This is a genomic window from Erythrobacter sp. SN6-5, from assembly GCF_057364945.1.
Genome location: NZ_CP200282.1, coordinates 1,253,408 through 1,273,948, shown reverse-complemented (window position 1 = coordinate 1,273,948; position 20,541 = coordinate 1,253,408). Strand labels below are relative to the sequence as shown.

At 54.0% G+C, this 20,541-nt stretch carries 19 protein-coding genes and 3 pseudogenes; 4 read left to right on the top strand and 18 right to left on the bottom strand.

The annotated features are described in order from the left end of the window. Position 1: 1 nt before the first annotated feature. The 5 genes from AC0V6Z_RS06360 to AC0V6Z_RS06340 form a co-directional block, all read right to left on the bottom strand. The gene (locus AC0V6Z_RS06360; protein ID WP_472640862.1) at positions 2–505 is read right to left on the bottom strand and encodes an HNH endonuclease; all 504 of its coding nucleotides are present in this window, start codon (positions 503–505) and stop codon (positions 2–4) included. An 82-nt stretch (positions 506–587) separates the two neighbouring features. Then, on the bottom strand, positions 588–1,076 hold the full coding sequence (locus AC0V6Z_RS06355) for an RHS repeat-associated core domain-containing protein (protein ID WP_472640508.1): 489 nt from the start codon (positions 1,074–1,076) through the stop codon (positions 588–590). A 26-nt stretch (positions 1,077–1,102) separates the two neighbouring features. Beyond that, positions 1,103–1,645, bottom strand: coding sequence for a hypothetical protein (locus AC0V6Z_RS06350; RefSeq protein WP_472640507.1), 543 nt, complete (start codon positions 1,643–1,645; stop codon positions 1,103–1,105). A gap of 17 nt (positions 1,646–1,662) precedes the next feature. Further along, positions 1,663–2,244, bottom strand: coding sequence for a hypothetical protein (locus AC0V6Z_RS06345; protein WP_472640506.1), 582 nt, complete (start codon positions 2,242–2,244; stop codon positions 1,663–1,665). A gap of 17 nt (positions 2,245–2,261) precedes the next feature. Beyond that, the gene (locus AC0V6Z_RS06340; protein WP_486176448.1) at positions 2,262–5,342 is read right to left on the bottom strand and encodes an RHS repeat-associated core domain-containing protein; all 3,081 of its coding nucleotides are present in this window, start codon (positions 5,340–5,342) and stop codon (positions 2,262–2,264) included. Positions 5,343–7,466: 2,124 nt separating this feature from the next. On the opposite strand from AC0V6Z_RS06340, the pseudogene AC0V6Z_RS06335 reads away from it, so the two are divergent. Beyond that, a pseudogene (locus AC0V6Z_RS06335) lies at positions 7,467–8,146 on the top strand (IS5 family transposase). 39 nt (positions 8,147–8,185) lie between these two features. On the opposite strand, the gene AC0V6Z_RS06330 reads toward AC0V6Z_RS06335, so the two are convergent. The 3 genes from AC0V6Z_RS06330 to AC0V6Z_RS06320 all read right to left on the bottom strand — a co-directional run bounded on the left by AC0V6Z_RS06330 (position 8,186) and on the right by AC0V6Z_RS06320 (position 9,458). Beyond that, positions 8,186–8,443, bottom strand: a complete 258-nt coding sequence (locus AC0V6Z_RS06330) for a sensor histidine kinase (RefSeq protein WP_472640504.1) — start codon at positions 8,441–8,443, stop codon at positions 8,186–8,188. After that, positions 8,412–9,110, bottom strand: coding sequence for a sensor histidine kinase (locus AC0V6Z_RS06325; RefSeq protein WP_472640503.1), 699 nt, complete (start codon positions 9,108–9,110; stop codon positions 8,412–8,414). Before AC0V6Z_RS06325 ends, AC0V6Z_RS06330 begins: the two co-directional genes overlap by 32 nt. 192 nt (positions 9,111–9,302) lie before the next feature. Next, entirely contained in the window at positions 9,303–9,458 is a 156-nt protein-coding gene (locus tag AC0V6Z_RS06320; protein WP_472640502.1) for a hypothetical protein, read from the bottom strand. 90 nt (positions 9,459–9,548) lie between these two features. Between AC0V6Z_RS06320 and AC0V6Z_RS06315 the strand changes: the two genes are divergently transcribed. Continuing rightward, the gene (locus AC0V6Z_RS06315; protein ID WP_472640501.1) at positions 9,549–9,788 is read left to right on the top strand and encodes a hypothetical protein; all 240 of its coding nucleotides are present in this window, start codon (positions 9,549–9,551) and stop codon (positions 9,786–9,788) included. Positions 9,789–9,797: 9 nt separating this feature from the next. Here the strand turns inward: AC0V6Z_RS06315 and AC0V6Z_RS06310 are convergent. The 6 genes and pseudogenes from AC0V6Z_RS06310 to tdh all read right to left on the bottom strand — a co-directional run bounded on the left by AC0V6Z_RS06310 (position 9,798) and on the right by tdh (position 13,148). Then, positions 9,798–10,112, bottom strand: a pseudogene (locus AC0V6Z_RS06310) (L-serine ammonia-lyase, iron-sulfur-dependent, subunit alpha). Continuing rightward, a complete protein-coding gene (locus AC0V6Z_RS06305; RefSeq protein ID WP_486176447.1) occupies positions 10,097–10,237 on the bottom strand; it encodes an L-serine ammonia-lyase, iron-sulfur-dependent, subunit alpha in 141 nt (46 codons plus the stop codon). Before AC0V6Z_RS06305 ends, AC0V6Z_RS06310 begins: the two are co-directional and overlap by 16 nt. A gap of 10 nt (positions 10,238–10,247) precedes the next feature. Next, complete coding sequence (locus AC0V6Z_RS06300; protein WP_472640500.1) at positions 10,248–10,436, bottom strand: hypothetical protein; 189 nt, start codon at positions 10,434–10,436, stop codon at positions 10,248–10,250. Positions 10,437–10,632: 196 nt separating this feature from the next. After that, positions 10,633–10,787: pseudogene (locus AC0V6Z_RS06295) on the bottom strand (serine dehydratase beta chain); the annotation flags it as partial. Positions 10,788–10,894: 107 nt separating this feature from the next. Then, complete coding sequence (locus tag AC0V6Z_RS06290; protein WP_472640499.1) at positions 10,895–12,109, bottom strand: glycine C-acetyltransferase; 1,215 nt, start codon at positions 12,107–12,109, stop codon at positions 10,895–10,897. A 10-nt stretch (positions 12,110–12,119) separates the two neighbouring features. Next, positions 12,120–13,148, bottom strand: coding sequence for an L-threonine 3-dehydrogenase (gene tdh, locus AC0V6Z_RS06285; RefSeq protein WP_472640498.1), 1,029 nt, complete (start codon positions 13,146–13,148; stop codon positions 12,120–12,122). Positions 13,149–13,222: 74 nt separating this feature from the next. Here tdh and AC0V6Z_RS06280 point away from each other — a divergent pair, with 74 nt between their 5' ends. Then, entirely contained in the window at positions 13,223–13,789 is a 567-nt protein-coding gene (locus tag AC0V6Z_RS06280; protein ID WP_472640497.1) for a helix-turn-helix domain-containing protein, read from the top strand. A 971-nt stretch (positions 13,790–14,760) separates the two neighbouring features. Here the strand turns inward: AC0V6Z_RS06280 and AC0V6Z_RS06275 are convergent. Genes AC0V6Z_RS06275 through AC0V6Z_RS06260 form a run of 4 tightly spaced genes read right to left on the bottom strand, consistent with a single transcriptional unit; the run spans position 14,761 to position 18,484 of the window. Continuing rightward, positions 14,761–15,732, bottom strand: coding sequence for a hypothetical protein (locus tag AC0V6Z_RS06275; RefSeq protein ID WP_472640496.1), 972 nt, complete (start codon positions 15,730–15,732; stop codon positions 14,761–14,763). After that, entirely contained in the window at positions 15,719–17,575 is a 1,857-nt protein-coding gene (locus tag AC0V6Z_RS06270; RefSeq protein ID WP_472640495.1) for an ORC-CDC6 family AAA ATPase, read from the bottom strand. Before AC0V6Z_RS06270 ends, AC0V6Z_RS06275 begins: the two co-directional genes overlap by 14 nt. Next, positions 17,572–17,760, bottom strand: a complete 189-nt coding sequence (locus tag AC0V6Z_RS06265; RefSeq protein ID WP_472640494.1) for a phosphoribosyltransferase-like protein — start codon at positions 17,758–17,760, stop codon at positions 17,572–17,574. Before AC0V6Z_RS06265 ends, AC0V6Z_RS06270 begins: the two co-directional genes overlap by 4 nt. Next, positions 17,732–18,484 (bottom strand): phosphoribosyltransferase-like protein, encoded by a 753-nt coding sequence (locus tag AC0V6Z_RS06260; protein ID WP_472640860.1) that lies wholly within the window; start codon positions 18,482–18,484, stop codon positions 17,732–17,734. Before AC0V6Z_RS06260 ends, AC0V6Z_RS06265 begins: the two co-directional genes overlap by 29 nt. A gap of 207 nt (positions 18,485–18,691) precedes the next feature. Between AC0V6Z_RS06260 and AC0V6Z_RS06255 the strand changes: the two genes are divergently transcribed. Beyond that, positions 18,692–19,906, top strand: a complete 1,215-nt coding sequence (locus AC0V6Z_RS06255; protein WP_472640493.1) for an N-6 DNA methylase — start codon at positions 18,692–18,694, stop codon at positions 19,904–19,906. Positions 19,907–20,541: the final 635 nt, after the last annotated feature.

Genomic DNA, 20,541 nt, shown 5'->3' with positions numbered 1-20,541 from the left:
CTCACTTAGGTTTCCACGAAGGCGGCCAAGGCCCCCTGTAACCGGGAGGAGGGTTCTTAGGGAAACTCCTGAATCCTCCCTTTGAGCCATTGCAATGTGGGCACGCAAGTTGTGCGTTGTCGATGGTAGCATTCCCCCCTTGAGCTCGCGTTTTGGCATGGTCGACATTTGTTCCGGTTTCAGGCCTGCGACAAAAGACGCAAGTCTTGCTTGGATTCTCAGCAAATGCTTTTCGTCGAACGCTTTCTGGAAAGCGCTGTCCAGCTGTAAGTCCCCCAGCGGAGCCAAGCTTAATAGGTGGAGGTCTATTTGGCACTGCCCCCGACTGATCTCTCCAGAGTTTACCTAAGAAAGGCCCTCCCAGTCTGAGGCCGAAGCTGGCTAGTTTACCAAGGCCGTAACCCGCAACCAGTCCAAGAGCCACTTCTTCAGCACTAAATTCACCGAAGCAATAGGCTCTTCCAGCATTGCGAGCATTAACAGCACCCAACGCATCACCCGCCATTCTGATGGCCCCGAACTGCCCGGACGACAACCAGTCGACCGCACTCAACCCCAACGGATCGATCATATTGACCGGGTCTGCGCTAAGCGTAGACGTAGGGATTTACATCACCGCCCAGCCCAATCGGGTCGGCCTGAATATAGCGGCCCGTGACCGGATCATAGTCGCGGTGGAAATTGTAATAGAGATCGGAGAGCACTTGGGCTTGACCCGGAAAGCCGGGGCGCAGGAAGTCGTTCGCAGGCGTCACCACTCCGCCCAAAGCATCACTGGTGACAATCGGCACACCAAGGTGATTGCCATGCACCCAATACAGCTCAAGCTGGCTGGAGGCATTGGGCGTCACCAGCGCCAGCGGCGCATAACCCGCAATCTCGTCTGCGCCGCCAAACGGCGAGTTGTCATTCGCAGCGGGCGGGATCGCCCAGATAAACTCCGCCTTCACATCACTGGCAGAGGCGCCGTACTCCGCAATAACCCGGCCATACCCATCATAGACAAAATGCCGCGTGCCGGTCGGCTTATCCACCCGCACCCGCTGCGCAAGGCCATTATAGGTGTAACTCTGCAAACCAATGTTGCTGGCGACTGCCGTGTCTATCCCAAACTTAAATCGTATTCTTCTGGAGAACGAACGTTCGATGTCAGGCGCCACCCGCTATCAAGCATCGCACGCGCTTTGGGACCAACATAGTATGAGTGAATTTTCTCGAACCGTTTTCGGACTTCTTGCTTGAAGGTTGCGAACGTTCTGAGCGACCAATCCAAATCGGATATTGTACCTATTTGTCCCGCTATTAGGATATTTTGCCCAAAAACACCACCAAATTTTATTGTAACCGTATCAGGAAAGGACATTTGATCAATTATATCGACTCGATCACCATGACGTTGTGTGACAGACCGGGCTTGAGGCTCAGAGTCGATCGAAAAACAGAGGTAAATTTGCTCGTTAACCGCACTACCTGAGCTTGCAAGTCCCAAGTTCTCTACATCTCGAAAGGACGTAAACCGGTGAGGATCGTCATCTTGGTGACCTCCGTGCACGTAGGCGAGAGCAACCTTCTCTTCGATTACAGAAAGTAATTCATGCCAGTCACATTTTGCGGCGAACACTTCTATTGATTTTGCACTTCTCACCAGTTTTCCCCACTCATTTACTTGGGCTTGGGAACTAACAACAGATGATCCCCAGGGGTTTGCGATCTGATACGAGCCGCATTATTGGCTTCTCTAGTCGAGGGGGTGATGCCATTCGCTCTGGTATCAACGGTGTTAACTCGAACTGTCCGACCATTTTTATTGGCTGTGATGTCTATATATGAAGATCCCTTCCTTTTACCACCCGGCCCAGACAGGTACTCTTCAGAACCGCGGTTCCCACCGTGAGTGATATTGTATCCCCGCCTCTCCATCTCGGATGCAACATCGTCCACATGCTTTCGTGTCGATGGTTTACCAAGACGACCAAACGGGTTACGCACTGCCCCCGACTGATCTCTCCAGAGTTTACCTAAGAAAGGCCCTCCCAGTCTGAGGCCGAAGCTGGCTAGTTTACCAAGGCCGTAACCCGCAACCAGTCCAAGAGCCACTTCTTCAGCACTAAATTCACCGAAGCAATAGGCTCTTCCAGCATTGCGAGCATTAACAGCACCCAACGCATCACCCGCCATTCTGATGGCCCCGAACTGCCCGGACGACAACCAGTCGACCGCACTCAACCCCAACGGATCGATCATATTGACCGGGTCTGCGCTCAAGCGTAGACGTAGGGATTTACATCACCGCCCAGCCCAATCGGGTCGGCCTGAATATAGCGGCCCGTGACCGGATCATAGTCGCGGTGGAAATTGTAATAGAGATCGGAGAGCACTTGGGCTTGACCCGGAAAGCCGGGGCGCAGGAAGTCGTTCGCAGGCGTCACCACTCCGCCCAAAGCATCACTGGTGACAATCGGCACACCAAGGTGATTGCCATGCACCCAATACAGCTCAAGCTGGCTGGAGGCATTGGGCGTCACCAGCGCCAGCGGCGCATAACCCGCAATCTCGTCTGCGCCGCCAAACGGCGAGTTGTCATTCGCAGCGGGCGGGATCGCCCAGATAAACTCCGCCTTCACATCACTGGCAGAGGCGCCGTACTCCGCAATAACCCGGCCATACCCATCATAGACAAAATGCCGCGTGCCGGTCGGCTTATCCACCCGCACCCGCTGCGCAAGGCCATTATAGGTGTAACTCTGCAAACCAATGTTGCTGCGGTCGTAACTCGCCAAGCGGCCATAGCCATCATAGCTCGCCGCCACGGTCACACCGCCGGGCCGCGTTTCGGCAATCGTATTGCCCCGCCCGTCATAGCTGATCGTACGGGTGCCGCCGTTATCAGCGAAGCTTTCCAACCGGTTGGTGCCGCTGGTGTACGTGTAAGTCTCGGCATTGGCCGTGACCGTTTCGGATACGGCCATGGTCAAACGACCGACATCGTCATAGCCATAGATCACCGATTTCGATGGGTTCACATAATCAGCAATCGCGCCGATCCGCCCGACCTCATCACGGCGGTAGGCGAGATTAGACAGATCCGGTCCGCCGGATGAAGAGGACAGCCGCCGCCCGGCGAGACGCCCGTCCGCAGCCCAGTCGTTCGCAGCTATCAGGCCATTGCCAAGTGACATTGACTTTACCGGGCCGAAAGGTTCGTATTCATGGCCGCTGGCCACGGTTTCCCAATTGGGCGATGCGGGGTTTTGCTTGGTTTCGACGAGGTTGACGCGGCCATATCCATCATAGCCATATCGAACGAGGCGACCCGAAGGATAAGTGATCTGGGTGATCCGATCCGCCAGATCGTATTGATAGGCCAATTGCGACGCAGTGCTGGTGCCGATCACTTGCTGCTGAGCAGTGCGATTGCCGCGGTGATCATATTGGAACAGCGTCACGCCAGAGCTATCAGTGATCTTCGCAAGGCGTCCGACCGAATATGAGCTGGCAAGCCCTCCGGTGTCCCACTGATAATCAATGATTTCAGAAGCCGGGCGCGCGAGCGGCTCTTTGCGGGTCACTCGGCCAAGATAATCGCGCGTATATGCCACCGCCTGACCTCGGCCATCGACCGATTGGATCATTCTGCCAGCAGCATCATAGGTGTAGGTGTTGGTGCCGCGATCCGGCGAGACCTCTTGGATAACCTCGCCGAAGCCATTGTAGACGAATTGGGTGGTGACGGAGATTGGGTCGGTGAAACTGACTTGGTTGTCTTGCGCGTCATAAACGGAGGCGATCACACCGTTATCAGGTGCAACAGTGCTGACCACCCGGTCGAGCGCATCAAACGATGCGGCGGTGATAGAACCGTTAGGATCGGCTGCACTTACAAGGTTGCTGACCCTATCATAGCCCCATTCCGCAGGCCGTCGCGTGCCCAGCCTTTCGCTCATCAGGCGGCCAAGTTCATCAAATTGCCGACGGACTAGGCGAGAGGTTGAGCCATCGCTGCGCGCAACAGTCTCACGTTCGACATTGCCCATCGCGTCATAGGAATAGTCCCAACGCTCACCATTTGCGGCACGCATGACGGTCAACCTGTTTGCCGCATCATACTCCATGATCAGAGGGGCGGTGCCCGGCAAAGTCAGTTGGGCAAGGTTGCCGACCGCGTCATAGGCCATTGAAGACACCGCATCGAGCGCGGGATTGCTCGGATGTCTGAGCGCAACCGAGGTTACGCGGCCAAGTGGATCATACCCAAACGCGGTCACCACGCCATTGGCATCGGTCATGCTGCCCGGACGGCCATTAGCGTCATAGCCAGCATAAGTTGTCACATGGCCCAGCGGATTCGTCATTGTGAGCAAATTGCCATTCGCGTCATAGGTGTAGGTTGTGAGATCATCTTCAGCACCGTTGGCAGGAAGAGGCCCGTTTTCTGATAGTAACCGCCCGTTGGCATCCCAGCTGTAAGAGTACGTCCTAGTTTCGCCTCCGGTTGAGTACGGAACCGTATGCGTTGTCGTATCCGTCAGGGTCAGCGACGAGAGGCGACCTTGCGGATCGTAGGCACGCGTTTCTGTAAGCCCCGGACCTACGATTGTGACCGGGACATTGAAATCGGCATGCCATGTGATCGCCGTTGTTCGCGAATCTGGCGTGCCGCTAGCCTCTATGATGCTGATCGGGCGCCCGCGCGCATCGCGAACCGTGGTGACCTGCCGACCTTCAGGATCAGTTGCATCGGACAGAAATGTGCCACCCGCATAGGACAGCGCTGTCGAGGTCGCTTGCGTGTTTTCCGTGGCCGCACTGGAGATAGAGGTCAATTGATATTCGCGGTTGCTGGCCGATCGTTCGCGGTAAGTGTATTCACTCTGTTTGCCGTATTCGTTCGTTACTGTTCGAACTCGATCGGAACCATTGTTGCTGTAAGAGACAGTTTTCGCTTCCGTTCCGCCCGCTCTTTCACTCGAAATGACGCGGCCCGCCCCATCATAGACATAGGTTGAGATTCGCTCGCCGCGATGATCGACAATGCCTGTAACGTTAGTGCCAAAGATGTTATTCTCATAGACATAGCTGACAGAATCAAGGACGGATCCTGATGCGGACTGCCGTTCTACCTTTGCCAAACGCAGAAATTTTGGAACAAAGGCTCTGTAGGATCGAGTGACGCGAGGCGCTGATCCTCCACGCCACGTCTTTTGCCATTTAACGCCACTATAGGTCGCAACTGGATCTGGCAGCGGAATATTTTCGTATTCGTACCTAAGTGACGTGCCGTCAGGCAAGCCAATACTCTCAATCGCATCCGGCACTTCTTCCGAACCCGCGGGAGCAGGCAAACGGGTAGTCGGCTTCAGTTTGCTCCATTCAAAGGTGGCAGTTCGACCCAAGCTATCAGTCAACGATGTTAGGCTGCTATCATTCGCATATGAAAAAGTTTGAGTATACCCGGAGCGCGCCGACATGGATGTTGGCCACCCAAAGACATACGGACCTCCATTCAAACCAACGCGTGTCTCAAGCGTCCAAACGGTATCGCTCTTGTCAGTAAGACGCCACACGCTCGGCGCGTTGCGAATGGTTGCGAGATCTGCTGGTAATGTGCCGACAAACTCAAGTTTCAAATTTTCTGATGAGCTTGAAAATGCAGCGCCAGGATCCTCTATCCAGCTGCCATCGGCTTGCAGGCTGAAACCATACCCTGTGCCGTCCGGCATCAAGATAGCTACAGTTGCATCCGGCTCACTCGGCGTTCCAGCAAAAATACCGAGCTGAATTTCGCGCTTGAATTCAAAATTCCAAGATCCCTTTAGACCTCGAGCCTTTGCGCGCGGCAATACGCCTGCCTGTATTCGGCGGCCTACCTGATAACTGCGGTACTGCCTACCAATACGAAACAAGCCGTCGGCAGAAGAGTAGTCCATCGACTCTAAAGTTTTTGCGCCCGTCGATATGACAATGGGGTTTCCAGTCTTGGGGTTGGGCTTACCATTGTCAGCGCATTCATCATCACAAGGCTGCTCTCTCGCAGCCTCAAGCTTAGCAAAAACCATCGACCGTCGCGATGTAATTAAGTGGACATACAACCTGAACATAAGTGGGAATGATCGTCCCACAGGACCCAATGCCCCCCTGTTGGCCGGGTTCTGGACATAGGTATTGGAACCGCGTCCATTCACAGTCCATCCTTCGCCAATCATCGCTGCGCGCCTTCACCCCAATGAAACGAGAAGATTCATTGTCACTCTGGTAGACCGTCCATTGCGCCTTGCAGGCTTCGTACGCCGAAGGAAAGATGCCCTCAGGCGCGGACGAGGACTCCCATCCGATCGGAACCGTATCTTCCTGTGCATGGGCAGGCATCGAAAGCGCGGAACACAGCAATGCAACTAGAGCATGCATCACCAACACTATTTCAGAGGGCTTTGAATAGAGCCCCTGCATTCGACTAAGGTCGCTCAACAACACCCCCTATACACTGGATTGAACTTGAAGCTGACTCTGGACGGCATCAGTCGCCCCAAGCGGTGCAACCATATGTCGCAGAACCCCAAACGGCTGTATCCCCAGTCACGGCGGAACTGGTGCCATTCAATCTATTGCCGTTTCTATCATATACGAAGCGATAACAGTCACTTGATAAAGGAGCAGCAAAGATCAGTGAAGTAACCGCCTGCGGCCCAAGTAGGACCAATGGACTAGCACTAACTGACACAGGCGCTGCGAACACACTGAGAATTACAAAAAGCGCAAGTTTCGAGCATGACATACTCAAGTAATTAATTGATCCAAAATTCTTTTTAGACAATGAAAGAACCTCCACTCAGAATTTTATGATTGGGGTCATGAAACTTAAAAGGTAATTGTTAGTCAAGTCCTGAAAAATTGCAATCACCGTTCAGCATGCGTTATTTTTCTTTCAAGAAACTGATAACAATTTGTCATACAAATTTGTCTTGCCAGGCTCATGTGGCAGATGTTGGTTAGCTCCGGTGGACGCGCGGCATGAGCCGCAGATCAAGAGCTAAACCGCCTAATCCATTTCTACGTTTCAACTCGTCACCGGAGATTATTCGGTTGGCTGCTTTGATGTACGTGCGATTCCCACTTTCACTTCGAAACATGGAGAATACTCTGGCTCAGTAGGGGATCGACATAACGCACGAAACGTGCGTTTCTGGTGGAACCGGCTCGACCCGCTGTTAGTAACTGATATTAGAAAGACAACGTATCCATAGCATGCTTAGTTTCCGCCATTGGCGCTGGCATCTCAATGAGATGCTCGCAAAGATTAATAGTGTGGCTCACTATCTTTGGGTGCAGTCGACCATGAAGGCGAAGTACCAGGGTCCGGACCTATAAACGGGATTCACACCAGAGCCGTAATGTGAATCACGTGTCTCGATCAAGAAGGCACGTGGATGGCGGATTTCTTCTAGTTTTCGGATGAGCAGTGGGCGCGTATCGAGCCGTTCCTGCCGACCGATACGCGCGGTATGCCACGGGTCGATCAACGGCCGGTGCTTTCAGGTATCGCCCATGCGCTGACGAGCGGCGGCCCTTGGGCGACTGTCCTGAACATTTCTACGGGCCGAAGAAGACGCTCTACAACCGCTTCCGGCGCTGGGCCGAACGCGGCGTGTGGGATCGGATCTTCGCCGACCTCGCCGGGGTCGATGGCGTCCCGGACAGGCTGTTCATCGACAGTAGCGGCATCAAGGTCCACCGCACTGCAGGTGGCGCAAAAAGGAGGGCGCAACACCAAGCTTCACGCCGTCTGCGGCGAGAAAGGCCGTCCCCACCTCCTCCTGCTGACGCCTGGCAATACGCATGATGCCAAGGCAGCCATTCAGACCATCAATGCCGTGCCGCCGCGGAGTATCTAGTCGCCGACAAGGGCTACGACAGCAACGCCTTGCGCTTCTGGCTGATCGAGCGAGGAACAACACCGGTCATCCCATCAAAGTCCAACCGCAAAGTGCACATCGAGCACGACCGGCAAATCTACCGCCAGCGCAACGTCGCCTAGCGCATGTTCTGCCGGTTCAAGGATTGGCGTTGTGTCGCCACCCGCTTCGACCACAACATCAAGACCTTCATGGCAACCGTCGCCATAGCCGCTTTCGTCACCTGGTGGCTCTAATGAGTCCGGACACTAGTCACACCGCCCCTGTTGAACGCTCTATTTGAGGAAACAAGCGAACGGGGTCAACGAAAACGTCGCGCCGCCGCATTCGGTTGGCGAATAGGTGACAGAACCGCCATGACGTTTCATGATCTCTTCGACGATCGACAGGCCAAGCCCGAAGCCGACCGATTGGGAATTCTGCTTTTTAAACGAGTTGAACGCAAACGGTTCAAAATCCTTACTCAAACCCGGACCATGATCGATCACGTCGAGGCCATTCTCATGAACAAATAAGACGAATGCAGTCGCCATCGGGCGCATGTTTCGCGGCATTGTCGAGCAGATTGGTAGTCGCTGAATAGATTGCCATTTTCATGCCTGTCATTGGTAAGGCATCAACCGTGTGCTCCAGCTCTATCCCGATATCTCTTTCCTCCAGCATCAGAACGCGGTCGGCAATCGCCTCGCAGGTGAGGGAAATCAGGTCAAAGTTTTCCAGCGGCGCATTCGCCCATCCCATAAGCGCCAGATACAGGATCCGGTCGATAACTTGCTGGAGCCGGACGACCAAGGCCCGCAGATTTTTGCGGGGCTCACCTTCGGGTACATCTTTCAAATGCACATCAAACAAAGCCAACGGTGTGCGCAGTTCATGGGCTGCGGCGGCGGTAAATTTGCCGAGTGTATCGTAGCCGCGATCCAGTCGTTCCAGTGCCTGATTAACCGAGCGCACAAGCGGTAGCGCTTCAAGCGGAACCGACTTTTCATCGAGACGAATATCGATATCCGACGGACGAATTTTCTCCGCCTGCTGTGCAGCCCTGCGCAAGGGGCAGGTGAGCAACCAGACCGTCAGAAAAAGAATGGTCGGCGATCCGAACAGAAACGGCGGTAAGCTTGGTGAGGTCATCAAACCCCTGAACAGCTGGATGAACGAAGAATCCGGTATTTCGGCGGTCGGTATCTGGCTTCTTGTCAAGCCACTGATCAGGATTGTGTCGCATGTGCCCCGTTCCTCACAGCGTATGTTGTTATATCTCAGTCGGTGAATGCGCAGCACGGTGTCCGGATTGCCCCCTTCGAAAAAGTCGATGTTCCGGGATTGCTGGAGCGCGCGTGCGTCATTGACCTCATCCGGGACCGGGCCGAATGAAAACTCAGTCTCTGCGCCTTAGATACGCACCCATGCGACATCATAGGCGGCGCGCAAATCGATGATTTTGGACTCTATGTCGGGCGACAAGGTTTCGCCGTCAAATTCGCTTTCCGTGAGAAAATTGGCCACTTCCTGTTCGAAATCATGAGGGATGAAGGTTGGAGTCTGCATGATCCAAGCAAACGACAGAGCGATATAAACCACGACCGCGAGATAGAAAGCCAGGATCGCTCAGCCATCCGAATAAGAAAGGATTAGTTGATGCGAAAACCTTCCCTGATTGGCGCGCCGCTTATGGTGTCCACGGCATTCTCGTGGAGCGTAGCCGGGCATGCGCAAGACGCCCGCGATGCCGACGGCCAAACTGATGGGGACGCATCAGAGGTGCAATCAGAGAAATCTGGCGAAGAGCTGCTTTATGCCAATTACCTCCAGCACGAAATCTTCACTTTGGACAATGGCCTGAAAGTTCTTGTGCATGAAGACCTCAGCAAATCCTAAGTGGCGGTTTCAATGACATTCCATCTTTACCGCACCGATGGCGTTGCGCTCTATGCACGGGATTTGCACCAGCCCGGCGACCGGATCACAGGTTAAGCCCAGATTGTGTTCCATGGCGATTTCGACTGCACTGGCAACCTGGCTTGGCGGCCCACCCCAGACCGCAGCCAGACCTCCGTTGCCCATGAAGCAGGCCACACCTACCTAGCCTTGGCAGCCCATTCCAGTGCCCGAAATCGACGCGCGCTGCTTGTAAAGCAGGCCAATACCACCGGCAGTCAGCAGGAAATTCCGGGCATTGTCGATGTCTACGGGCTCCTGCATGCAATATGGCACAGCAGTGCGGGAATGATGCCTGCCGCATCATTGGTTGACGCAGTGACGACATGCCCACCGGCGGCATTTTCCTCGTTAACAGCCATGGCATAGACATTCAGCCAATCGAACAATTGCTCGCTCTCATTGGCTTGCGGTGTCGAAATGAGTTTGTCCCACAGGGCTGGCGCGCCTTTGGACCTTCAGGCTGTCGAGCAGCGTGCCGGTGGTGGTCAATCCCTTGTAGATCGAGGCCATCATGATGTGCTGGACACTGTCCAAACCAGCCAGCGTCTTTTTTCGCGGGCGAAAAGCGTCTTCGTTCTCGGCCATCAGCGCCGCGCCGGTGCCTTTTCATAGGCGATCAATCACATGCTGTTGGGGTGAAGGTCCGGGGTGGTTTCGTAATCGAATACGATATCCTTGCCCAGGTCGAATTGGATCTCGAACTCACCCAGCATGCGCTGGCTTTTCGTGCTCTCGACATGCTGTAAATCTTGCTGACGCGGCCGATATCGATATCTTCCGGCCTATGACCAAGCAAGCCGTAAATGATTGCCAAAGGCATTGCATGCCCGTCACCTGTAAAGGCAAGCGAGCCCATCAGCCGGATCTGGAGCGCCCTGTCTGGCCCAGCAGGCTGGCGCTCTGCAATTCAGTTGCAAACCGGTGCGCGATCCGCATCGGGCCAACCGTGTGGGAGCTGGAAGGGCCAATGCCGGGCCGGAATGTTTCAGAACTGACAGCATTACAATCGCCCGTTTGTTGGCTTCATCGACCCTTCTTTCCTGCTACGCATCTACCCTATTCGCAGTCACGGGGTCGATCCTCACCCTGCGCCGCGCTTCGATGAAGACATCGATGGCGTGGTCCAGTTCGTCCTTGGAAAGTGCGGATGACATCTGTGTTCGTATGCGGGCCTGCCCCGTGGGCACGACCGGGAAAGAAAACGCGGTGACATAAACACCATTGGCACGCGCATGAGCCGCGAATTCGGCGGCAACTTTTGCATCGTAGAGCATGATCGGGATGATCGGATGTTCGCCCGGCAAGACATCGAAGCCGGCCTCTTCCAAACGCTGGCGGAAATAGCGTGTGTTTTCCCAGAGTGTGGCGCGCTGTTCGGGGAGAGCTGCGAGTTCCAGTGCCTTGATTGATCCGGCAACCACAGGCGGTGCGACGGAATTGGAAAAGAGATACGGGCGCGAACGCTGGCGCAGGATATTGACGATTTCCGGGCGCGCACTGGTGTAGCCACCGCTCGCACCGCCCAGCGCCTTGCCCAACGTGCCGGTGGTAATGTCTATCCGGTCCATACAGCCGCGATATTCGTGCGTGCCGCGCCCATTTTCGCCGAGGAAGCCGGTCGCATGGCAATCATCGAAATGGACAAGCGCGTCATATTTTTCGGCCAGATCACAAATCTCGTCGAGCCGCGCGATGAAACCATCCATTGAGAACACACCGTCGGTAGTGATGAGCTTGAACCGGGCGCCAGCTGCGTCAGCCTCTTTCAGGCGCGCTTCCAGTTCGGCCATGTCATTATTGGCGTAGCGATAGCGCTTAGCCTTGCACAGGCGCACGCCGTCAATGATGCTCGCGTGATTGAGCGCATCGGAAATGACCGCATCTTCCGGTCCGAGCAGCGTTTCGAACAAACCGCCATTGGCATCGAAGCAAGACGGATATAGGATCGTATCATCGAACCCGACAAACTCTGAAATGCTGCGCTCCAGATGTTTGTGCTGGTCCTGCGTCCCGCAGATAAAACGCACAGAGGCCATGCCAAACCCGTATTGATCGAGCGCCGCGTGGCTGGCGGCAATGATCTCAGAATGATCGGCGAGGCCGAGATAATTGTTCGCGCACAGGTTCACGACCTCGCGTTCGACGAGCGAAACTGTGCCGCTTTGCGCGGTGGTGATCTGTTGTTCCGACTTGGTCAGGCCCTGATCTTCAATCGATTGCAGTTCCTGTGCGAGATGTTCGTAAAACCGTGTCCTCATCGCTTGATCTTCATTCTTCCCAGTTCAGTACAACCTTGCAGGCCTCGCCCGAAGCCATCGCCGCAAATCCTTCTTCGAAGCGGTCAACCGGCAGGCGATGGGTGATTATCGGCGCGAGGTCCAATCCCGACTGGATGAAGACCGACATTTTGTACCAGGTTTCGAATATCTCGCGACCATAGACCCCTTTCAGGGTCAGCATCGAGAAGATCACCTTGTCCATATCGATCTTGGGCGCTCCGGCGGGCAGGCCCAGAATCGCGACCCGCCCCCCATGCGCCATATTGTCGATAAGCGAGGCAAGGCCGGGATGCGATCCGGACATTTCGAGGCCGACATCGAAGCCTTCGGCCATGCCCAGTTCCTTCTGTACATCCGCGATCGAGCGCTTGGTCGGATTGACAGTGGCCGTTACGCCCATTGTTCTGGCCAGAGCAAGCCGGTCCTCGTTAAGGTCGCTCACCACCACATGGCGGGCACCGGCGTGACGGCACACCGCCGCTGCCATGATGCCTATCGGACCAGCGCCAACCACGAGCACATCTTCGCCCAGCACGTCGAATTGCAAGGCGGTGTGAACGGCATTTCCGAACGGGTCGAAGATTGACGCGATGTTGAGGTCGATACCCTGATCATGCACCCACAAGTTGGCCGCAGGCAGAACCAGATATTCGGCAAAGGCACCTTCGCGGTTAACCCCAATGCCCTTGGCATCAGCGCACATATGCCGCCGCCCTGCCATGCAATTGCGGCACCGCCCGCAAACCACATGCCCCTCGCCGGAAACGATTTGATCGAGCTCAAAGCCGGAGACATTGTCGCCGATCTCCACGATCCGGCCGACGAATTCATGGCCCACCGTCATCGGTACAGGAATGGTCCGCTGCGCCCATTCATCCCAGTTCCAGATATGCATATCGGTGCCGCAGATCGCAGTCCGCAGAATTTTGACCTTCACGTCGTTGAGGCCAACCTTAGGTTCCGCCACATCTTGTAGCCAGAGCCCTTTTTCCGCCCTTGCCTTGACCAACGCCTTCACAACACCGCTCCTTCACCATAAGAGAACTGCGTCGCTATAATAACATAATTATCTTATACAAGAGTGATTCCATTATGTCGGAAAACGCGATCAGCAAAGAATTTGGCGACCGTGTCGCAGTGATGCGCCGGACGAATAAGATCACCCTGGATCAGCTCGCAGAGCGTTCCGGTGTCAGCCGGTCGATGCTCTCGCAAATCGAGCGTGGCAAGGCTAATCCCACTCTGGCTGTGGCGGCACGCATCGCCGAAGCCTTTGGCCTGTCTATCATTCATCTGATCGAAGCCGAGACGCGCCCTTCGTTGATCGAGATCGTGGATGCAGATGACGAGCAGGCGATCTTCAGTGAGAAGAATGGCTGCCGCCTACGCACGCTTTCTCCGCTGCATATGGAAAAGAATATCGAGCTTTATGAGTTGACCTTTGCCCCCGGTGGAGAACTGGACAGCGATGCGCATTTTGCCGGGACGAGAGAAATACTTACTGTGGCGAAGGGGGAAGTGGACCTGCGCGTCAGCAACGAACCGCCGACGGGTTTGAAAAGCGGGGATACTGCGCACTACCCAGCAGACCGTCGGCATTGCATCACTAATGCATCCGCTGCAGAAACTGTCTGCTATCTCGTTGTGTCTTACCCATAGTGCGAGCACAGACCCCAAGACCTGCTCGGTACAGGCGAAGCTAACTTGGGGTCCGGACACAAAGGCGGACGTCAGCGACCGAAAAACCGCGCATTCTTGGCAGTTTCCCTAGGCCTTAGCAACCGTCAGCGAACAATGATGAATGAGTAAATGGTGCCAGAAGAGGCTTCATATCAAACGCATAATATTATGAAATCAATAGATTTCTTTTTAGAATCCAACAAAATGCCCCCAAATTTGCCCCCAATCAGTCGATATAGGACGATGTGAACCAGTTTGACCGGATCTGTTATCCATACTGGCATCCTGAGGACGCGCAAGCCTCCAATCTAAGGGTACGGTACTTGTTCACGCGCACCATGAAACCTCATCACGCGCGCGCGCGCGCGAAAGAGATTCACTCGTGGACTTTCTCCAGAACTTTGAATAGTGCCCAAGTGTCTGTTGGGTCTGAACAGCCTGGCAGATGCACATTGTGTGCTGAGCACGGACCGCTCATGTCGGGCGGCCCGCCAAATACAAGACCCGTCAGGGGAATAAGCGGGGCGTGCTGCTCCGTGCTCGCACGTGTTCAACCACCCGGCTCCAGCCGGGCAGCGGAGCGGTTGTCATGCGAGCAGTATTGTATTTGTCCTTATCTTTGTCTGCACTTTCTTATGGCTGCGGACCTAGGGAACTCACACCCAGGGAACAGCTTGAGATCATTGAGCGTACGGGTACTTATGGCGAGATCTGTGACGCGACCCGTGAATATACAAGGGAGTTGCTGCGCGCCGGTAAAGAACGAGATTTTGAAAGATGGGATCTATATGCTCGGCAGGCATGTTTGCAGGCTAGGCTATACGGGCACAACAATACGCCCGAAAGAAGCAGCCCACCACCGAAAGTCCTACCTGATTAGACCAGGAGTAAGTTTCGCCATCGGCTCTCGCTGTCTTCGCGACTTAACCAAAGGTACCTCGCACGGCGGCTCATTCTTCGGGTTGATTTTGACTCCAGCGGTTCCTCGGTAAGAAATCTGACACCGCGTAAACGAGGCACTTTGCAATTCCCGAAGTGCGTCCAACCTTGCGCCGAGCGTTATCATATATGATCTCAGTCCGCTCGTCGTGTACGATCGCAAATAGGATCGCCCCTAGCGCATGAGGTTTGGTACCGATCAGACCCAATCGAATCCTATCATTCGGCATACGTTCAGCGATGTCCTCTACTTCGTAGAAAAGGCTGAATGGACAATTTGATCGTGCGAATCTGAGATTTCTTACTGCCTTGTCCTGTTCTAATCCAACAGCGTTTCCTACGAGAGCGTCGAGCGGATAGTGTGGTTGAAATCCTGGCAGACCAACGATGGGAAAAACCTTGCCTTTTTCAGGCTCAACCGCGTTCAGCATTTGAAGGAAGCGAGCGCCCTCGAAACCAAGCAGCGGTACGAAGCATGACAACTCAGGCCGCTGGTCGAATAGAGTGGCGAACAGTGGCAACGGCCGTATACCATCGGTCCTTTCGCTAAGGTCAAAAATTGTACCTAGTTCCGCATGAGCAGTCGAGCTGTACTTCACAGGCTCAAGATAGACTACGTTCAGATTGAGACCTGCCTCCAAGGCTACTCGTACTAGTGGCGCCCAAACACCATGTCCTAGGCCAGTAACATCGAGAAAGATTGGACCAGTTCCTAGCTCATCCAGGAAACGCTCAATCGCCGAGCGTATTCGCACATGTAACCGTTCGTGCCCGATCATGTCAGTCTCGAACACTCCGTGAGATTCGCCCTCGGTTATGCGCACAAAGCGGGCTGAAGGTGTTTTTGCTTGAAGCTCTGTAGCAAACTCACTTCTAGGTTCACTGGTGACAGCGTAGATATAGCTTGCGCTCGCTGGCAGCTCGAAGTCAGAAACTCGTTCGTACTCAGTTGTAAAGAGCGGCCGACTACTAATCTCGGCCATAGAAACCTTCGAAAAGTCGAAGCTGGTCCGGGAGGGGGTGCTCCGGGTCTTGGCTCACTCGTCCCAACACCTTCTTAATCGCCGCCTTTGGATCACTCATGAGTTGCAAAATAACTTTGGGGTCAAGGGATATCTTACGCATGTCGCGATGACTGAATCCGAAGAACGCTGCGAAGATGGGGTGGACAGCATAGTCATAGGATTTCAGATCCAAATTTGTCCGCTGGCTCGATACGGTACGAATTAGCGCTAGATGCATGACCGCCGCTTGAAGCAGGCTTTCCACTTCGCCAAGTGGCTCGTCCTCTGGGAGTGTAAAGCGAGTTATCTCAGGGCGACGCCCCTCAGGCTGGAGGGCCAACATCTCAAATAGGCGGCCAAGCGAAAGAACAAGTCTTGTAAGTTGAGCGCCATGAACCCCCAAACCCTCAAGCTCTTTGACATTTTTCGCGCCTACAGCAATTGCCGCTTGCGTCTGAATAGCTGGCGATATCGGCTCACCATCCGCGGCCAAGTTAGTCTGTCGTTGAAGTAAAAGCGACTGCCCAACAAGTTGCAGTAGGTAACGAATGTTGTTTCCAGCCAACATCGTATGTGTCCGCCAACCAGCGTAGTATTTGCGAAGGCCGGGTTTGCTTCCTCGCAATGTAAACAGAAGCGGTACGCGATAGTTGTGAAGACGGTTTTCCCAAGTTTGCCGATTGCTTTCACGCTCCAGTACAACCTCTTCTAAACTGAGGTGCTTGGTTCGGGCCCAGTACTGCACAAGTGCAAGCTCCAGTGCGGTTGCATCGTCCACCAGTCTCGCTGCATCAGGAGCAGTGCGCTCGAGCTCCTCACGCACCTCCCGCGCTCGGTCATCTGCCCCGAGAAGTTTGGCTTCTTCCTCAATGCTAATGGACGGCAGCATGGCGTCCAAGTCGAATCCATCCGGGAAGCGGCTGGAAGCGCGCAGGCTACACACCTCGGTTGCAAATCTGACGAACTGCTCACCTTGTAGTCTTTGTTCAATGTCAATGCGTTCATAGTCAGCAGGGCTAATCAATTGCTCGTTGTCGTGAAGCGTACTTCTCCGTCGCCACCCGAGTTCTCGCACTCCAATTTTGAAAGTATAACCAGGCCCACAGTGCTTTACCAATGTGTTTACGACCTCTTGTTGATCATCCAACAGGTTCTCGAACTCGTCGATGATAAAGAAAAGGCGCTTCGCCCTTAGTTGTGGAAGTCTAAGAGCGGCAACACAAAGATCTTCCAGCACTGTTCCCTGCATTGAGAGGTTCGGCAGTTTGCTCGGATCAATGTTATTGATCCATGCCTCAAAACGCCGCACCCCGGTCTGAATTGAGTCTAGTAGCTCGTCTTGAGATCGTGCTGGGTCACAGAACAACGCAGACGCTGTCTCAAGACAGGTTGCTTCGGGCAATAGGGATGCCCCCTGTATTCGCGCAGAATGCCACTTAAGAAATTCTACAAGCCTCCCACAAAGGACAAGGTTTAGGTAGTGAGCGAACAGCTTTTGCCACTGTCGTGGCGACAATTCTTCGCCTTGAAAGGCACGAACACTGTTAGTGTTTACCTTGTAGTAAAAACCGTAATATGGCCACTCACTCACGCGAGCGTTATCCTCGCCGTCTAAAGCAAATCGACCTTCGTAAGACAGGCATCGAAGCACCGTTGTTTTTCCTGTCCCTCTACCTCCGACAAGCACACATGGCCGCGCTGTTTCAAGCTCGGGATAGTAGGTCGGTTTTGTAAAAAGCTTGAAAAGAGCATCGCTGAGCCACTCAGCTCGGTAAATACCGAACAACTCAACAAGATCCGCAGTGTCAGAGGTATTACTCATGATCGCACAACCAGAGGACGCCAGCCTTTCGCATCACTGAAGAAGAGCGGCAAGTTAGCATCGGGAACCGAGTCCTCTAACGCAATGCCTAGACCCAGACGATGAAAGCCGCGCCAGTCTCTCAAGCTTCCGTCTAGCTTATCGTAGCCTAACTGCTTAGCCAATTCGGCGAGCAAGTCCAGCACCACGTATGTTCAGGCCTGCGGGCCACATCGCAGAACCAAAGCACGCAAAATTGTGATTGCGAGGGATTAGATTTCCAGTGGCTAGCTTTACGTCGGAAGCCTCGTTATTTATTCGATTACGACCGTATTCAGTCATCATGACGTTGCAATAGTGTATCGAACCTCCGTGGCCAAGCGACTCGAATGATCGCAGCCCAGAGGATGTCGGGTGCAATCTCCGCCAAGTCCGCAGAAACTGTGCTCCTGAGCCCACAAAATCATCGACGAAAACGACTGGCCGCTTGCGCTCAAGGAGAAGCTTTTCAATAGCTTGAGGCGGATCGAGCAGTCGATCCTCAGAGATACCGAGCAACTGCCTAGCCTTCCGCGCGAAGCCCCAACCGCTGTCAGCTGGGCTTGGCGACTCTCCCATGACAGGCACAACGAGGACCTCCTCGCAGAAACGCTTCCAGGCTGCGCATTTGGCAGAAAATCCATCAGTAGGTTCGCCGAGGGTATTGGATATGCCCTGGAAGGAGGCAGTGAACATCCTGTCTGCCAACTGGTGCGACAAGAAGGTGAACCGACTTAACATGACTGTCGCTAATGAACGGTCGGCTAGGTCAAAGTTGTCCAGCCAGGCCTTATAGTCGATCTTAGCCCGCGGCCACGCTGCAAAGTCGATCAGACGATCGCAGGCGTCTAATACTTGATGTTCGTCTATGTACTGCGAGGGTGATCTCATCTCCAAGGGGATGGCTGTTGGTTGGCCACGATGCAAGGCTGTTGTTCGATCTAGATACTAGATCTCTTACACTGTCCATTCTCACTTCCCGTTGTTGGACACCCTATCACGCATGAAAACTCCGGCCACTGACAAAATGGCCCAGATCATCATCACCTCGGTACGAAAAGGTCTGGTACCGAAATAGCACACGCGCTAACATAAACCATGACCGGCAATAGCTCACGTACAACCGCTCAGAAAATCTATGGCAGGTTTGATAGCCCAGATTGGCTGGGTAGAGCGTTAATGGATGCAATCGGCGACGCTTCTCCTAGCATAGTTCTGGATCTGGGAAGCGGCGGTGGTGCTCTATCACTAGCTGCAATATCCCGATGGGAACTCTCAGAACTCTTGACCGTCGATATCGACCAATCCGCTGGTCAAGAAATAAGGCACGCATTGCGACCCGAACAGCTAGCAACTCATCAGCATTTCTTCGATGACGTGACCAGCCTGCAGGCTAGCGGGGCGAATGCCTTGCACACCGGCTCAATAGATCTTGTCATCTCAAACCCGCCTTACCGAACTGCCAGGTGGACCCCAATGCTTGCGTCAATACTAAAGCGGGCAGGGTTACCAGCGCCGACCAAGTCACATCAGCAAGTGCCGATGGACGTGATTTTTGTTGCGCAAGCTCTTCATCTCGTCCGATCTGGCGGCAAGCTTGGCTTGATCTTACCAGATTCAATTATATCCGGCTCATCACTCCGAACCTTCAGAAAAACACTATTGCGAATGCACCGGGTCGACCGAGTGATCCAGCTACCTAGGCGTGCCTTCAAAGGCACCGATGCGCAAGCCTATATTGTCGTCATTCAAAGAGGCAAACAATCCTCGTCAGTACAGCTTGATCGCATTGGCGAAGATGGTGAGTGGCATGGGCCTATTTGCGTAGATATGGAGGCTGCCGCCCATCGCATGGACTACGGTTACCATAGTTTGGTCGTACCCTCAGATCAGCAGCTAAGGCAGACCCTTCGAGATCTAGGTGTCACAGTAAAAAGGGGCAACCTTACTTCGATCCAGCTTGCGGCCAGCTCGACTCCAACATTCCATACTACCAACTTCCCAACAGAAGCAGGTTCTCCAGTATCGCTTCCTGGATGGACAGGGCCTAAGTCTGATGATGTTTGGGCGAGCAGCGGCGACGTATTGCTAGCCAGAGTGGATCGTCACCTCGAGCGGAAAGTCGCACGGGTGTCTGATGGAATGGCTCGGTTGACCGATTGCGTCTTTAGACTCAGATGCCCTCCTGGCGTGGCGCCTCGTGTTGCTTGTGGCCTGGCCTCATCTTTCGGCCAAGCCCAACTTATCTCTGCAGCTAGGGGGACTGGTGCACGCCACATCAGCGTTGACTCTGTGCTTGATATCACAGTTTGATTATCAACCATTAGTAGTCAGTCGTATCTTCGATGTTGCATCTAGAAAGAACAAAAAATTACTAATTGTTGAGTTTAAAGCCCGCTCTTGCTAATAATTAGCGATGTTAAGGGGGCATTTATGATAAAAACTCACCTGCAGCTATTTATAGCCGCCTTCTTTGTGATTGCTTCGCCATCTCAAGCTGGGGAAGTTAACAACAGACACGAGGAACGGTTCGAATGGCGCGTCGCCGACAACTTTCGCCTTTTCGAGGACGTTTCCCCTGATGTGAGAGCACAGGTTAGTCAGACTATGGACGTTCTCGCAAAGGATCCAACGGCCCCTTTGGAACAGTCATACGCCCAACTGCTTTCGCTTCTTAGTGACGAGAGCACCGGATTCAACAACTCTGCCGCCCTTCGGAACTCAAATTACCGCTCCTCGGACCAGGAAGGGACACCAGGAACCTATGCCGAGAATTACCTTTATCCTCAGACTTACCGCATTGAACTACGCTCCACTTCTCGGATGGAGGGAGAATGTAGGTACAGGTCCTCGATAGCAGTGGTTGCGGCAGACTGTAACGAATGGACGCAGATAATGGTGCCGAATGGCGAAGGGGGAGTACAGAGCGCCGGAGCCAAAGGAACAAT

Coding starts and splice junctions, on each gene's coding strand:
- AC0V6Z_RS06360 (WP_472640862.1), bottom strand. CDS start 505: ATGGCGGGTGATGCGTTGGGTGCTGTTAATGCTCGCAATGCTGGAAGA.
- AC0V6Z_RS06290 (WP_472640499.1), bottom strand. CDS start 12,109: ATGAGGACACGGTTTTACGAACATCTCGCACAGGAACTGCAATCGATT.
- AC0V6Z_RS06320 (WP_472640502.1), bottom strand. CDS start 9,458: ATGCAGACTCCAACCTTCATCCCTCATGATTTCGAACAGGAAGTGGCC.
- AC0V6Z_RS06280 (WP_472640497.1), top strand. CDS start 13,223: ATGTCGGAAAACGCGATCAGCAAAGAATTTGGCGACCGTGTCGCAGTG.
- AC0V6Z_RS06330 (WP_472640504.1), bottom strand. CDS start 8,443: ATGGCGACTGCATTCGTCTTATTTGTTCATGAGAATGGCCTCGACGTG.
- AC0V6Z_RS06315 (WP_472640501.1), top strand. CDS start 9,549: ATGCGAAAACCTTCCCTGATTGGCGCGCCGCTTATGGTGTCCACGGCA.
- AC0V6Z_RS06270 (WP_472640495.1), bottom strand. CDS start 17,575: ATGAGTAATACCTCTGACACTGCGGATCTTGTTGAGTTGTTCGGTATT.
- AC0V6Z_RS06345 (WP_472640506.1), bottom strand. CDS start 2,244: ATGATCGATCCGTTGGGGTTGAGTGCGGTCGACTGGTTGTCGTCCGGG.
- AC0V6Z_RS06275 (WP_472640496.1), bottom strand. CDS start 15,732: ATGGCCGAGATTAGTAGTCGGCCGCTCTTTACAACTGAGTACGAACGA.
- AC0V6Z_RS06300 (WP_472640500.1), bottom strand. CDS start 10,436: ATGGCCGAGAACGAAGACGCTTTTCGCCCGCGAAAAAAGACGCTGGCT.
- AC0V6Z_RS06260 (WP_472640860.1), bottom strand. CDS start 18,484: ATGAGATCACCCTCGCAGTACATAGACGAACATCAAGTATTAGACGCC.
- AC0V6Z_RS06255 (WP_472640493.1), top strand. CDS start 18,692: ATGACCGGCAATAGCTCACGTACAACCGCTCAGAAAATCTATGGCAGG.